The sequence below is a fragment of the Mesorhizobium sp. M1142 genome (genome assembly GCF_040318565.1).
Taxonomy (GTDB): domain Bacteria; phylum Pseudomonadota; class Alphaproteobacteria; order Rhizobiales; family Rhizobiaceae; genus Mesorhizobium.
In genome coordinates this window covers 158,380-172,055 of record NZ_JAMYMK010000009.1, presented here as the reverse complement: position 1 = coordinate 172,055, position 13,676 = coordinate 158,380, and the positions used below count along the sequence as shown (strand labels likewise).

Genomic DNA, 13,676 nt, shown 5'->3' with positions numbered 1-13,676 from the left:
AGTCAAGCTGCTTCCTACGGGAGTTCGATTGACCGGGATGTCGAATTCGGTAACGTTATGGCGGTCAGCAAATCAGCCGGCGCTTTCGCAAATGAAGTCGGGCGAACAATGGCCAATCTAAAGCAGATCGCCGCGGAACTTTCGCTCTCGGTGACCACGGTTTCCCGCGCTCTGAAAGATGGACCGGAAGTGCAGCCCTCGACCATAGCCCGCGTCAAGGAGGCGGCTAAGCGGGTCGGCTATTTACCAAATCATCATGGTCGCGCGCTCAAAACCGGTCGAACGCAGACGCTGACGGCCGTACTCCCGATGGAAACACGAGACCATCTGTCCGATCTGTTGAAGCTTCCTTTAATCGAAGGCATGACGCTGGCGGCGCGGCAAGCCGGTTATAGTCTGTCCATCTATTCCACCACTCCCGACGACGATCCCGTTGAGAGTGTGCAGCGGCAGCTTCAGGCGCACAGCGCAGACGGCCTGATCATCACGCGCCTGGTGTCGGCTGATCCGCGCGTCAAGCTGCTGCTGGATAAACGCATGCCGTTCGTTGCGTTTGGAAGAACCGACCTGGATATCGCGTATCCTTATGTCGATGTCGATAATGAACAGATTGCCTACGAGGCGACCCGGCGGCTCATGGATAAGGGCTGTCGACGCATTGCGCTGCAACTTCTCGTTCCGGAGGACCAGACGAGTGCTATGCGTCTTGCCGGGTATGGAAGGGCAATGGCCGAGGCCGGTATTCCGATCGACCAATCGCTGATCGGTCATGGCATGTTCACCATGGAATCGAGCGCAGGCTGGTTCGATCGCTTGCTGGCGTCATCAGATCCGCCAACGGGCTTGGCGTGCGCCAACGAACTGGGCCTTCTGGGAGCGTTGCACGCTCTCGGCAAGCGGGATCTTACACCAGGCCGCGACGTCCACATCGTCACCCGTGACAGCACGCGGCTGGCACGCTTCCTGCCGGCAAAGATCGGAGTTCATTCCGTGGATATGGCGGGTGTTGGACGCAAACTTATCGAAGTCCTGGTTAGCCGGATCATCAATCCGCTTGGGCCGGTGGAGACAGTCTTGGTGCAAGGCAGATTCGAGCCGGCCGAATAATCCGGGCTGCCATCAGGAGGCCACCTCGTCTTGAACCGGCCGGATCAGCGCCTTTGCGGCAGCTGCTCCCGCCGCTAGGATACGATCCGACAATTCCGTTCCTTCCACGGCGCGCGCGAGTTGAAGCGCGCCGATGAGCGTTGCAAACATGCCCAACGCAGCGCCCTCGGGATCGTTCGTCTGCGGCAGAGCTTCAGCTATCTGGCGCACCAGGGATTGAGCGCGCTCGGCATAGAGGGCTCGCGTTTCAGGCGGCTGCCGCGCGATTTCCGGCAACAACGCGGCCGAAGCGCAACCCTTTCCAGGATTGTCCCGGTGCTCGGCCGATAGATACGTCTCTATGGCCATTTCCGGACCGCCGGCGGCCAATGCTTCCTGCACTTCATGCGACTGCGCGTCCAAGGCCGCCGCCACGCTTTCACGGACGAGCTCCGCCTTCGACTGGAAGTGCGGATAGAAGGCGCCGTTCGTCAGCCCGGCGTCGCTCATGATGGTTGCCAGCCCGGACGCCGCGATGCCGTCAGATCGAAAACGTTCGGCGGCGACCTCCATGATCCGGCTGCGTGACGCGTCTTTTCGGCCCTTTTCGTAGCGCATGGTCTTTCTTTCCTGTCCTGCTATTGCATTATGCTCATAATCTGATATTACGACCATAATTCAATTTGTGGAAATAAGCTAGACCTCTCGAACCTGGAATATCAAAAATGAATGGGAATTCTGAAAAAACCGCAATCGTGACCGGAGCCTCCTCCGGCATCGGCCGCGCCAGCGCCGAGGCCTTGGCGCGGGCGGGTTTCACTGTCTTCGGGACAAGTCGCCGCAAGACCAGTAATGGTCCGGGCGGAGTGACCATGCTGGCATGCGACGTGACCGATGATGCGGCCGTCAATGCGCTCGTTGCCACCGTGCTCGCGCAGACCGGCCGGATCGACCTCCTGGTCAACAATGCCGGTGTCGGTCTGCTAGGAGGCGCCGAGGAATCCTCGGTCGCCCAGGTACAAGCCCTGTTCGACGTCAATCTGTTCGGCGTCATGCGAATGACCAATGCGGTGTTGCCGTCGATGCGGCGGCGCGGCGAAGGGCGCATCATCAATATCGGCTCCATTCTGGGACTGGTACCCGCGCCATACTCAGCTCATTACTCGGCGGTCAAGCACGCGCTCGAAGGCTATTCGGAATCGCTCGACCACGAGGTGCGCGCCTTCAACGTCCGCGTTTCCGTCATCGAGCCGGCATTCGTCCGCACCGTCTTCGACCAGAACGGCATCGAGCCGGATTCGCTGTTGAAGGAATACGATCGGGCTCGAGCCGGGCTCAAGGCGCTGCTGGGCGATGTGATGCCCAAAGCCGATCGGCCGGAAGTGGTGGCGGATGTGGTTGTCAAGGCAGCGACCGATGCCCGCCCGCGACGGCGCTATACCGCTGGCAACGCAGCGCGCCAGGTCAGCCTGCTGCGCCGCTTTGCCCCCGCGGGGATTTTCGACAAGAGCCTGCGCAAACAGTTCCGACTGCCGGTCTGAACAACGGCGAGCCAGAGGATTTCACGCACATGCGACTAGCAACTACGACACATTTGGCCAGGCCCTACGAAACGGAGGCGCCAAGCATGACACATAGATCCAATCGGTCGCCGCGTTCACCGGCGTTGTTCCAGGACGCGCCAACGCTCTCGATCGATGTCGGCGGCACAGCCTTTGCTTACAGGGAACTCGGGCCCAGGGCGGGCGTGCCGGTGATCCTGCTCAACCATCTGGCTGCTCAGCTGGACAATTTTGATCCGCGCATCGTCGATGGCCTCGCTGCGACCCGGCGGGTAATTGCCTTCGACAATCGCGGCATCGGTGCTTCGGGTGGCAAAACTCCGTCGACCATTTCCGGCATGGCGCGGGATGCAATCGCCTTTGTCCGGGCGCTGGGGTTCGAAGAAGTCGATCTCTTCGGCTTTTCACTCGGCGGCTTCGTGGCGCAAGAGATTGTGCTGACCGAGCCCAAGCTTGTGCGCAAACTCATCCTGGCTGGCACGGGGCCGGCCGGTGGGCAAGGCATCGACAAGGTGACGCCGCTGACGATCGTGGACATGATCAAGGGCGCGCTGACTTTTCGGGATCCGAAGTACTATCTCTTCTTCACAAGAACGCCGAATGGGCGCCGCGCCGCAAACGCATTTCTGGAACGGCTGAAGGAGCGCCGGAACAACCGGGACAAGGCGATATCGCTGAGCGCGTTCGGCGCGCAACTCAAGGCGATCAAGGCCTACGGACTCCAGGCGCCACGAGACCTGAGCACCATCCGCATTCCCACTTTGGTTGCGAATGGCGACCAGGACAGGATGGTGCCGAGCAGCAATACCTACGATCTCGCCGGGCGTATCCCTGGGGCGCATCTGGTCATCTACCCGGATGCCGGGCATGGCGGGGTATTTCAGAACTACGCCGATTTTGTCCCGAAGGCGCTGTCCTTCCTCGAGGCTGAGGCCTTGCCGCAGGGCGGCCATGCAGCTGAAAACGTTCGGCTTGTTTCGTCCCGAACAGCAACAGACATTCTTAGAAAGTAACTGCCATGAAGGCATTCGTTGTCGATAAGTATAATAAAAAGGGCACCCTGCGGCTGGCCGAAATGCCGGAGCCGGAGCTCCAGGACAGCGATGTCTTGGTCGAGGTCCATGCCGCAGGGGTGAACCTGCTCGATTCCAAGGTCAAAACCGGAGAATTCAAGCTCATCCTGCCCTATCGCCGGCCCTTCATCCTGGGCCACGACGTGGCTGGGAAGGTTATCCGCGTGGGATCGAAAGTCAGCAAGTTCAAGGCCGGCGACGAGGTCTATGCGCGGCCGCGCGACGGCCGGATTGGACATTCGCCGAATTCATTGCCGTGAATGAGGCCGACGTAGCCTTGAAGCCCGAGAATCTCAGTATGGAAGAGGCGGCGTCGATTCCCCTGGTCGGTCTCACCGCCTGGCAGACGCTAATCGAACGGGCAAACCTGAAGAAGGGGCAGAAGGTCTTCATTCAGGCTGGTTCCGGCGGCGTCGGGACATTTGCTATTCAGTTGGCCAAGCACCTCGGCGCGACCGTTGCGACAACCGCGAGCGCGGCGAGTGCCGATCTGGTCAAAAGTCTCGGCCCCGATGTCGTCGTCGACTACAGGAAAGACGACTTCGAGAAAGTTCTGTCGGGCTACGATGTCGTCTTGAACAGCCAGGACGCCAAGACACTGGAAGAATCCCTGAGCGTGCTGAAACCGGGTGGCAAGCTCATCTCCATCTCCGGTCCACTGGATGCCGAATTTGCCAGGGAAAAGGGACTGAACTTGATGCTGAGGCTGGTGCTGCGCTTCCTGAGTCGCGGAATTCGGGCCAAAGCCAAGCGCCGTGGTGTGCAGTTTTCGTTCCTTTTCATGTGGGCGCAGGGCGATCAGCTGAGCAAAATCACCGCTCTCATCGAAGCCGGCGCGATCCGCCCGGTTGTGGATCGGGTCTTTCCATTCGAAGCGACCAATGACGCCTTGGCCTATGTCGAAACAGGACGCGCCAAGGGCAAGGTCGTCATCAAGGTCAGATAGCAGTTGCCTCGAACGCAGCCTTGAGCGTCTCGAACGGCGCCAGGGCGCCGCGCACCTGCACGACGGCGGCGGCGACGCGATGGGCGCGCAGCACCGCCTCTGCCGGGGCATGGCCGGCAAGGCGGGCTGCGAGGTAGGCGCCGTTGAAGGAGTCGCCGGCGCCGGTGGTGTCGACCGGCGCGGCGACATGCACCGCCGGAACCGATTGCAAGGTTCCGTTTTGCGCGATCAGCGCCGGTTCCTCACCGTTCTTGACGACGACTTCGCCGGCCAGCTTTCGCAGCCGTTCGGCTGTTTTCTGCGGTGTCGTATCACCAAACAGCATCTGCTCGTCGGGAAAGGTCGGGAGCGCGATGTCGGCGACGGCGAGTGCCTCGAGGATCGCGGCCTGCGCGTCCTCGCGCCGGCGCCACAGCCGCGGCCGGTAATTGGGATCGAAGGCAATCAGCGAGCCGGCCGCGCGCGCCGTGGCCACGGCCGTCAGCAGTACCTTGCGTGGAGCCTCGTCGAGGATTGCCAAAGTGATTCCGGAAAAATAGACAAGCGCCTGATTTTCAAGGCTTTTCTGCAAAGCGGCTGGGTCCGAAGCCAACTGCCTTGCGGCCGCATCGGCCCGCCAATAGGTGAAAGAACGTTCGGCGCCGGTCAGCGTGATCGCATAGAGGCCGGGGCGGGCGCCCGCTATCACCGGGCTGGCGCCGATGCCGATGCCGTTCTCGGCCAGGAACTTGATCTGGTCGCGTGAGAACGGGTCGTCGCCGAAGGCCGACACATAGGTCGCCGGCCGCTCGCCGCTCAAGGCATGCAGCGCCCACAAAGTGTTGAACGTATCGCCGGCAAAGCCCATGCGCCAGTTCGGCCCGGCCTGGCCCGAAAGCTCGAGCATGCACTCGCCGATCGAGGCGATGCCGTTTCCTGCCATGAAGCACTCCTCCGTCCTGCAATTGCGGTGCTGTAGCTTTTTGCAGCCGGCAGCGCCATGCTTGGCGACGGCGGATTCTTGCGCTGGGCGCGATTTCCCACAGGGGCGTGGGACGCGATCTGCCCAGCGAAACGTTATCCGCAGAACAGGAATGGGTTTAGCATCGTTATGGCGTTATCTTCTTGGGGGCCTCGGCCTGGCTGCCTTGCTCGCCGGCGTGCTGGCAATCGTCTATCTGACGGCGCCGCATGCGCCGCAACCAAGCTCGGATGTCGGCCGTTCCAAGACGACGGCGAACAAGCTGTTCGCGGCGACTTTCGAGCCCGAGAAAGGCGTCATCCGGCAGGGCGAACTGGAATCCTGGCTGCTGACGCTCAAAACCGTCGAGGGTGCGCCGGTGGAAGGTGCTGCGATAACGATTTCCGGCGGCATGCCGCAGCACAAGCACGGTCTGCCGACCAGCCCGCAGGCGACCGATTACCTCGGCGCGGGGCGCTATCGCATCGACGGCGTGAAATTCACGATGAGCGGGTGGTGGCAATTGCATTTTGCCATTTCCGCTGCGGCCGGTTCGGACACTGTCGTCTTCAATGTGGTGCTGTGAGCCACTGATGAGCCGGTTTCCCAGTCTTCTCGCGTTGGCGGTGGTGGCCGTACTTGCCGGCTGCGGCAGACCGGAGTTTTCCGATGCCGAAAAGCAGACCATCGCCTCGCTGGCGCTATCCAAGCTGCCGCCGCTGAAGCCCGATACCACCAATCGCTTCGCCGATGTGCCGGCCGCCGCGGCACTCGGCTCGACGCTGTTTTTCGACACCGGGATGAGCGGCGACGGCACGGTATCGTGCTCGACCTGCCACAAGATCGACCGGCAGTTCCAGGACGACCTGCCGCAAGCGGTCGGCGTCGGCCGCACCAACCGTCGTACCATGCCGCTGGCCGGCGTCGTGCATGATCCCTGGTTCTTCTGGGACGGGCGGCGCGACAGCCTGTGGGCGCAAGCGCTGACACCGCTCGAAAATCCGCTGGAGCAGGCCGGCAGCCGCGCCGCCTTCGCGCATTACATCAAGGCCCGCTTCGGCGAGCGCTACGAGCGCATCTTCGGGCCGCTGCCGGACCTTTCGGGCGTGCCGGCCAATGCCGGCCCGCTCGGCACCGATGCCGAGAAGGCGGCCTGGAACGCCATGCCCGCCAGCCAAGCCGAGGAGGTCAACCGCGTCTTTGCCAACATCGGCAAGGCGATCGCCGCCTTCGAGAGCTCGATCGCGCCGCCGCAGACACGCTTCGACCGCTTTGCCATCGACCTGGCTGCGGGCGCCGAGCCGAAAGGCGACGCCGCCTTTTCGCCGGAGGAAATCCTCGGCCTAAAGCTGTTCATCGGCAAGGCCAATTGCGTGACCTGCCACAATGGCCCGCGTTTTACCGACGGCAGCTTCCACAACACCGGCGTGCCGCCGGTCGCGGGCCTGCCGCCGGATCGCGGGCGCGTCGACGCGGTGGCGCAGGTCGAGGCCGATCCGTTCAACTGTTTCGGCGCCTTTCGCGACGGCGATGCCAGCGCCTGCCGCGAACTGCGCTTCATGGTCAAGACCGGGCCGGAACTCGTCCGCGCCTACAAGACGCCGTCGCTGCGCGGTGCCGCCACCCGTCCGCCCTACATGCATGCCGGGCAGTTTTCCTCGCTGGACGAGGTGGTGGCGCATTATTCGAAGGCGCCGGCAAGTGTCGAGGGTGTGTCAGAGGTCCACCCGCTGCAGCTTTCGGACCGCGAGCGCGCGGCGCTGGTGGCGTTTTTGAAGACACTGGCGGAGTGAGGGTGGCTCAGCCCGCTCTGTAGCGATCGGCTTTCTAAGTCCTTCACTCCGCCAACATTACCGCAACAGCGCTCTCCTACCGATCCTTCACTGTCTCCATCGCGACAAACGTCGAGGTCTGGGCAACGTGCGGCAGGGCGGAGATGCGCTCGCCGAGCACGCGGCGGTAGGCGGCGATGTCGGTGGTGCGGACCTTCAGCAGATAGTCGAAGCTCGACGCCATCATGTGGCACTGCTCGATCTCCGGCACCGCCTGCACGGCGCGGTTGAAGGCGTCGAGCGCGGCCGAGCGGGTGTCGGAAAGTTTCACCTGCACGAAGGCGACATGACCTTCGCCCATGCGCTCGCGATCGATGATCGCCTGGTAGCCCCTGATAAAGCCATCCTTTTCCAGCCGCTTGACCCGCGCCTGCACCGGCGTCTTCGACAGGCCGACTTTTGCCGCGAGTTCCGACATGGAAAGCCGGCCGTTGCTGCCCAGCGCCGACAGGATGTTCCTGTCAATGCGGTCCAATTGGTCTTCTGTCATTGAAATTCTGGTCAAAATGGCGGGCATCAGCCGCCATGATAGATCAATCGACCTGCGCTGTCGATTTCTTTGGACCGACTGCGATCGGGCTTTGTGCTAGCTTTGCGCCATTCGGTCCGGCGACCGCCGGCCCGCTCCCTGATGCTTGCTCTACAGGACCGTCATGCCAGCGCTCGATGCCATCCGCCAGCAGATCCGTGCCAATTACCTGCCTGACGAAGACGAGGCTGTGAAGCGGCTGGCCGAGGCGACGGGGCTTTCGGGGAAAGACCGAAAGGCGATCTCGGCCCGCGCCGCCGATCTGGTGCGGGCAGTGCGCGGCTCGTCCGATCCGCGGCTGATGGAAGTCTTCCTGTCCGCCTACGGCCTCTCGACCAAGGAGGGCGTGGCGCTGATGTGCCTGGCCGAGGCGCTGCTGCGGGTGCCCGACACCGAGACGATGGACGATCTCATCGCCGACAAGATCGCGCCGCACGACTGGTCGGCGCATGCGGGCGGCTCGAGCTCGATCTTCATCAACGCGTCTACCTGGGCGCTGATGCTGACCGGCCGCGTGCTCGACGAAGGCGAGGGCGGCATCGAAGGCACGCTGCGCGCCATGGTGCGCCGGTTGGGCGAGCCGGTCATCCGCAAGGCGGTGGCGGCGGCGATGCGCGAGATGGGCGAGCAGTTCGTGCTCGGCCGCACCATTGCCGAGGCGGTCAGGCGCGGCCGGCCGATGACGCAGAAGGGCTATCTCTATTCGTTCGACATGCTGGGCGAGGCGGCCCGCACCGAGGCCGATGCCTTGCGCTATCTCAAGGCCTATGCCGACGCCATCTCGTCGCTCGATGCCGGCGCCAACGGCCCCGACATCCGCCAGAACCACGGCATCTCGGTCAAACTGTCGGCGCTGCATCCGCGCTATGAAGTCACGCAGAAGGAAAAGATGCTGCCCGTCATGGCCGAGCGGCTGTTCTCGCTGGCGCTGGCGGCGCGCCACTCGCGCATGGGCCTCAACATCGACGCCGAGGAAGCCGACCGCCTCGATTTGTCGCTGGACGTCATCGAGCGGGTGCTGGCCGAGCCGGAGCTTGCCGGCTGGAACGGTTTTGGCGTCGTCGTGCAGGCCTATGGCCCACGCGCCGCGTTCGTTATCGACTGGCTCTACGAACTGGCGAGGAAATATGACCGCAGCATCATGGTGCGGCTGGTCAAGGGCGCCTATTGGGACACCGAAATAAAGCGGGCGCAGACGCTCGGGCTCGACGGCTATCCGGTCTTTACCCGCAAGGCTAACACCGACGTCTCCTACCTGGCTTGCGCGAAGAAGCTGTTGGCGATGACCGATCGCATCTATCCGCAATTCGCCACCCACAACGCCCACACCGTCGCCGCCATCCTGTCGATGACGACGGACCGCGATACATTCGAATTCCAGCGGCTGCACGGCATGGGCGAAGCTCTGCACGAGACGGTGCGCAAAGCCGAAGGCACGCGCTGCCGCATCTATGCGCCGGTCGGCGCCCATTCCGACCTGCTTGCCTATCTGGTCCGCCGGCTGCTGGAGAACGGCGCCAATTCCTCCTTTGTCCACCAGCTCACCGACGAGGAGGTCGAGCCCGAGGACATTGCCCGCGACCCACTCGAGACGGTGGAGAAACAAGGCCCCGCCGCCAATCCGGCGATCGTGCCGCCGTCGGCGATCTTCGGTCCCGGCCGGCGCAACTCCAAGGGTTTCGATATCACCGACACGCTGACGCTGGCTGCGATCGACAAGGCGAGGGCCGAGTTCGCCGGGCCGGAGCGCTGGCACGCCAAGCCGGTCAGCCGCGCTGCCGGCTACGGCAAGCAGCGTCCGGTCGTCAATCCGGCAAAACCTTCGGAAGTGGTCGGCACGGTCAGCGAGGCCGGCGCCAAGCAGGTCGAGACCGCCGTGCGCATCGCCGTCGAGGCACAACCGGCGTGGGCAAGACGCCCGGTTGCCGAGCGCGCCGCCATCCTCAACCGGGCGGCCGATCTCTACGAAGCGAACGCCGTCGAGTTCTTTGCACTCGCCGCCCGCGAGGCCGGCAAGTCGCTCGCCGACGGCGTTGCCGAGGTGCGCGAGGCGGTCGATTTCCTGCGCTATTATGCGGCCGAGGCCGGAAATGCCGAGGCGGGAACCGAGGCGCGCGGCGCCATCGCCTGCATCTCGCCGTGGAATTTTCCGCTCGCCATCTTCACCGGACAGATTGCGGCAGCACTCGTCACCGGTAATTCCGTTATCGCCAAGCCTGCCGAACAGACGCCGCTGATCGCTTTTCGCGCCGTCCAGCTGCTGCGCGAGGCCGGCGTGCCGGAAGGCGTCATCCAGCTTCTGCCCGGCGACGGCCCCTCGGTCGGCGGCCCGCTGACCGCTGACCCGCGCATTGCCGGCGTCTGCTTCACCGGCTCGACGGAGGTCGCCAAGCTGATCGAAAAGCAACTCGCCGAGACCGCTGCGCCCGATGCCATGCTGATCGCCGAGACCGGCGGCCTGAACGCCATGATCGTCGATTCCACTGCGCTGCCCGAACAGGCGGTGCGCGACATCCTGGCCTCCGCCTTCCAGAGTGCCGGCCAGCGCTGCTCGGCATTGCGCATTCTCTACGTGCAGAAGGACGTCGAGAAGAAGATGCTGGAGATGCTGAAAGGCGCGATGGAAGCGCTCAGCCTCGGCGACCCCTGGCGGGTATCGACCGATGTCGGCCCGGTCATCGACGACGAGGCGCAAGCGTCGATCCGCGACTACTGCACCAAAATGGGCCTGCAGGGCCGGCTGATCGCCAAACTCGAAGCACCGAAGGATGGCCGCTTCGTTGCGCCGCACGTCTTTCGGGTCAAGGGCATCGAGGAGCTGGAGCGCGAGGTGTTCGGGCCGGTGCTGCATGTCGCCACCTTCGATGCCGACGAGATCGATGCGGTGATCGCGGCGATCAACCGCAAGGGCTATGGCCTGACCTTCGGCCTGCACACCCGCATCGAAGGCCGCGCCCAGCATTTCGTCGACGGCATCAATGCCGGCAACATCTACGTCAACCGCAACCAGATCGGCGCCGTCGTCGGCGCGCAGCCGTTTGGCGGCGAGGGGCTTTCCGGCACCGGGCCGAAGGCTGGCGGCCCGCATTATCTCCGGCGCTTCCGCAAGGGGCCGGAGGCCGGCACCCATCTTGCCGAAGGCCGCAAGGTGACGGCGACCGAGCTCGCCGACAATCTGCCGGACCCGGCGTTTGGCGGCTGGTCGACGCGTCCGGATCGCGTTGCCATCCTGAGGAAACATCTACGCGGTAAGGGTGCCGCGGCCATCGGCGCTGCCGCCGCCATCGATTTCGGCCAGGTCGACCTGCCCGGGCCGACCGGCGAGGCCAACACGCTGTCGCTGTCGCCGCGCGGGCGCGTGCTGTGCCTCGGTCCCGACGCGGATACGCTGCTTGCTCAGACGATCCAGGCGCTGGCCGCCGGCAACGCGGTGCTCGCCGTCGCGCCCGGCGCGCCGGCGGCGCTATCAGCGCTGACCGGCAAGGGCCTGCCGCTGGCGGCGATCGACGGCCGGCCGGACCCGGTCGAAGCGCGCTCGCTGCGGGTCGATGTCGTGGCCTTTTCCGGCACGCCCGAGGCCGCGCGCATCGTGCGCAAGGTCATCGCCGAGCGCGCCGGCCCGATCGTGCCGCTGGTCAGCGAAGTCTATTATCCGGCCGCCTATGCGCACGAGCGCGCCGTCTGCGTCGACACCACGGCAGCGGGCGGCAATGCCAGCCTGCTGGCCGCTGCGTAGGGTTTCGCCAGGGTTCGCGTATCGCGGGCCGTGTAAATCGCTTCAGGTTTCCCCTCACCCTTACTCTCTCCCCTGAAGAACGGGGAGAGGGGTCGCCCAGCGTTGCGTCCACGCCCCTTCTTCCCGTTCTTTACGGGAGAAGGTCCCGGCAGCGGGTTGAGGGGCGGCGCCGGCTTTGGTGGCTGAGAGCGATAGTTACCTGATACCGAGCGGCACCTCGAACTGCCAAGCCGAGCGACCGGCTCCTTCCGGAATGGGAGGAAACGGAGAAGCCCGGCGGACTGCGTCGAGTGCGGCTTTGTCCAGCGCGGCAACACCCGAACTGCCCGTCAGCCTGGCCGACCGGACGCTGCCATTCGATGCGACGGTAAAGGCGACGGTAGCCGTGCCGGTGGCGCGCGTGCGTGTCGAATTGAACGCCCGCACCAGCTTAGACCTGATCTTGCCGGGATAGTTGGTGACGGTCGCATTGCCGACGCCTGATTTGCCGCCCCTGCTGGCGGTCAGGATCTTGCCGTCCTTCTTGCCGTCGGCCGCGCCGCGCGCGACATCCGTTTCGTCGCGGCCGCCGGAACCGGTCTTTCCCTTCTTGGTGTCGGCCTTGGCAAGTGCCTTGCTCGCCTTGTCGCGCGCGATCGGCTTTTCAGGCTCATCTGGTTCGGCTTTCCCGGCCGGCTTTTTCTGCGCGGTTGCCTTCTTCTTCGGCTCGGCCTGCCTGGGCTTCGGCCTGTCCGGCTTCGGTTCTTCCGCCGCGCCGACAGTCTCGGTCGTCTGAACTGTTTCGGCTGGCGCCGGGTCGGCTGGTGCCGGCGCGTTTGTCTCGGCCGGCTCGGCCGTTTCGGCTGCGCTGACTGGCGGCGGCACGGCATTGTCGTCGGCAGGCACCAGCCTGTGGGTCGTAAGAATGTCGGGCGATGGGTCCTGGCGGGCAGGGTGGACGGGTTGGGCAGGTGCGGGATCGGTGCGATCGGCAGGCGCAGCAGCTTCCGTGGCGGCCTCGCTGACCGGCTCGACCACTTCTGTTCCGGAAGCTTCGGCCGCGTCAGTGACCGGCTGGAGCGTCTCCTCCGCCGCGGTCGCCTGTGCCTCGACCGTTTCGACGGGCTTGGCGTCGAGCATGGTCACCATCGTTACGTTGGCCACTTCCGGGTCGTCTGCGGCATCGCCGGCTGCCTGCTGCGGGTCGGCGCCGAGCAGCATTTCGCCTTGCTGGTCGGCACCTTCGATCCTTGGCCGGTCGTCCGGCAGCGTGAGAAAAGCCAGCGCCACGGCTGCGTGGAGTGCGCAAGAGCAGGCGATCGCCACTGTCCAGTTGCGGCGCCGCTGCTTCTGTCGTGCCTGCCGCATTGGCTCCACAGGCACCGTAGGCAAGTTGCCGTCGGCATCGACGATATAACTGTCTTCCGGTCTGTCGCGCAGCGAAACACGCAGCGCCTCGCGCGGGATGGCGAAATCCGGATCGTCCGGCTCCGGCGCCAGGAAACCGGCTAGCGGCCACGCCACGGCGTTTCGTGCGAAGGCGGGTTCCAGTCCCAAAATTCAGACCCCGAAGGCGATGCCGGTCCTGGTCTGCGTGTTCAGCCCGCGCATGCAGGCATTCGGCTCGGCGCCGGCGCATTCCGTGGCGCTGTTGATCAACACGCGGCTGAGCTTGCCGCAATCGGTGCCGGCAAGGTCGAAACGCGTCACCTTGGTCTTGCCTGCCGGCAGCTCCTTGAAATCGAGCACGGTCAGCCGATCGACGACACCGACTTCGTTAAACAGCGCGATCTCGAATGCCGCCTTGGACAGATCGGCACCGAGATTGTTGGTGACCACGAAGGTCAGGCGGCAGCCCTTGTCGGATGGTTGCGCGCCGTTCAGTTCTAGGTTCAGCGCCGGCGCTGGCTGCTGTGTCCATGCCGGAGCCGCCGCAAGCGATATTGCCAGCACCGCGGCGAACAGACGAAGGGATGCCGTCATGCCTGTCATT

At 64.4% G+C, this 13,676-nt stretch carries 11 protein-coding genes and 1 pseudogene; 7 read left to right on the top strand and 5 right to left on the bottom strand.

Annotated features, from left to right (window positions below; all coding sequences use genetic code 11):
• Positions 1 to 57: 57 nt before the first annotated feature.
• Positions 58 to 1,107, top strand: a complete 1,050-nt coding sequence (locus tag NKH42_RS17070; protein ID WP_352451960.1) for a LacI family DNA-binding transcriptional regulator — start codon at positions 58 to 60, stop codon at positions 1,105 to 1,107.
• Positions 1,108 to 1,119: 12 nt separating this feature from the next.
• Here NKH42_RS17070 and NKH42_RS17065 read toward each other — a convergent pair whose 3' ends face one another.
• Complete coding sequence (locus NKH42_RS17065) at positions 1,120 to 1,704, bottom strand: TetR/AcrR family transcriptional regulator (protein WP_352451959.1); 585 nt, start codon at positions 1,702 to 1,704, stop codon at positions 1,120 to 1,122.
• Positions 1,705 to 1,811: 107 nt separating this feature from the next.
• Here NKH42_RS17065 and NKH42_RS17060 point away from each other — a divergent pair, with 107 nt between their 5' ends.
• The 3 genes and pseudogenes from NKH42_RS17060 to NKH42_RS17050 all read left to right on the top strand — a co-directional run bounded on the left by NKH42_RS17060 (position 1,812) and on the right by NKH42_RS17050 (position 4,667).
• Entirely contained in the window at positions 1,812 to 2,627 is an 816-nt protein-coding gene (locus NKH42_RS17060) for an oxidoreductase (protein ID WP_352451958.1), read from the top strand.
• An 86-nt stretch (positions 2,628 to 2,713) separates the two neighbouring features.
• Entirely contained in the window at positions 2,714 to 3,661 is a 948-nt protein-coding gene (locus NKH42_RS17055) for an alpha/beta fold hydrolase (RefSeq protein WP_352505787.1), read from the top strand.
• A 5-nt stretch (positions 3,662 to 3,666) separates the two neighbouring features.
• Positions 3,667 to 4,667, top strand: a pseudogene (locus NKH42_RS17050) (NADP-dependent oxidoreductase).
• Here the strand turns inward: NKH42_RS17050 and NKH42_RS17045 are convergent.
• Positions 4,660 to 5,589, bottom strand: a complete 930-nt coding sequence (locus NKH42_RS17045) for a sugar kinase (RefSeq protein ID WP_352505788.1) — start codon at positions 5,587 to 5,589, stop codon at positions 4,660 to 4,662. The pseudogene NKH42_RS17050 and the gene NKH42_RS17045 sit on opposite strands and share 8 nt — an antisense overlap.
• A gap of 151 nt (positions 5,590 to 5,740) precedes the next feature.
• Between NKH42_RS17045 and NKH42_RS17040 the strand changes: the two genes are divergently transcribed.
• Positions 5,741 to 6,193: a FixH family protein gene (locus NKH42_RS17040; protein ID WP_352974323.1), complete on the top strand. Its 453-nt coding sequence runs from the start codon at positions 5,741 to 5,743 to the stop codon at positions 6,191 to 6,193.
• 7 nt (positions 6,194 to 6,200) lie between these two features.
• On the top strand, positions 6,201 to 7,400 hold the full coding sequence (locus NKH42_RS17035) for a cytochrome-c peroxidase (protein WP_352505789.1): 1,200 nt from the start codon (positions 6,201 to 6,203) through the stop codon (positions 7,398 to 7,400).
• A gap of 76 nt (positions 7,401 to 7,476) precedes the next feature.
• On the opposite strand, the gene NKH42_RS17030 is transcribed toward NKH42_RS17035, so the two are convergent.
• A complete protein-coding gene (locus NKH42_RS17030; protein ID WP_023676441.1) occupies positions 7,477 to 7,929 on the bottom strand; it encodes an Lrp/AsnC family transcriptional regulator in 453 nt (150 codons plus the stop codon).
• 163 nt (positions 7,930 to 8,092) lie between these two features.
• Here NKH42_RS17030 and putA point away from each other — a divergent pair, with 163 nt between their 5' ends.
• Positions 8,093 to 11,704, top strand: a complete 3,612-nt coding sequence (putA, locus tag NKH42_RS17025; RefSeq protein ID WP_352505790.1) for a bifunctional proline dehydrogenase/L-glutamate gamma-semialdehyde dehydrogenase PutA — start codon at positions 8,093 to 8,095, stop codon at positions 11,702 to 11,704.
• A gap of 195 nt (positions 11,705 to 11,899) precedes the next feature.
• Here the strand turns inward: putA and NKH42_RS17020 are convergent, their stop codons facing one another.
• Positions 11,900 to 13,240: an energy transducer TonB family protein gene (locus tag NKH42_RS17020; RefSeq protein ID WP_352505791.1), complete on the bottom strand. Its 1,341-nt coding sequence runs from the start codon at positions 13,238 to 13,240 to the stop codon at positions 11,900 to 11,902.
• A gap of 3 nt (positions 13,241 to 13,243) precedes the next feature.
• A complete protein-coding gene (locus NKH42_RS17015; RefSeq protein WP_352505792.1) occupies positions 13,244 to 13,675 on the bottom strand; it encodes a hypothetical protein in 432 nt (143 codons plus the stop codon).
• Position 13,676 lies beyond the last annotated feature (1 nt).

What these genes read in the sequence shown, in the direction of transcription:
- NKH42_RS17070 (WP_352451960.1), top strand. Translation starts at nt 58, where the DNA reads ATGGCGGTCAGCAAATCAGCCGGCGCTTTCGCAAATGAAGTCGGGCGA.
- NKH42_RS17065 (WP_352451959.1), bottom strand. Translation starts at nt 1,704, where the DNA reads ATGCGCTACGAAAAGGGCCGAAAAGACGCGTCACGCAGCCGGATCATG.
- NKH42_RS17060 (WP_352451958.1), top strand. Translation starts at nt 1,812, where the DNA reads ATGAATGGGAATTCTGAAAAAACCGCAATCGTGACCGGAGCCTCCTCC.
- NKH42_RS17055 (WP_352505787.1), top strand. Translation starts at nt 2,714, where the DNA reads ATGACACATAGATCCAATCGGTCGCCGCGTTCACCGGCGTTGTTCCAG.
- NKH42_RS17045 (WP_352505788.1), bottom strand. Translation starts at nt 5,589, where the DNA reads ATGGCAGGAAACGGCATCGCCTCGATCGGCGAGTGCATGCTCGAGCTT.
- NKH42_RS17040 (WP_352974323.1), top strand. Translation starts at nt 5,741, where the DNA reads ATGGGTTTAGCATCGTTATGGCGTTATCTTCTTGGGGGCCTCGGCCTG.
- NKH42_RS17035 (WP_352505789.1), top strand. Translation starts at nt 6,201, where the DNA reads ATGAGCCGGTTTCCCAGTCTTCTCGCGTTGGCGGTGGTGGCCGTACTT.
- NKH42_RS17030 (WP_023676441.1), bottom strand. Translation starts at nt 7,929, where the DNA reads ATGACAGAAGACCAATTGGACCGCATTGACAGGAACATCCTGTCGGCG.
- putA (WP_352505790.1), top strand. Translation starts at nt 8,093, where the DNA reads ATGCCAGCGCTCGATGCCATCCGCCAGCAGATCCGTGCCAATTACCTG.
- NKH42_RS17015 (WP_352505792.1), bottom strand. Translation starts at nt 13,675, where the DNA reads ATGACAGGCATGACGGCATCCCTTCGTCTGTTCGCCGCGGTGCTGGCA.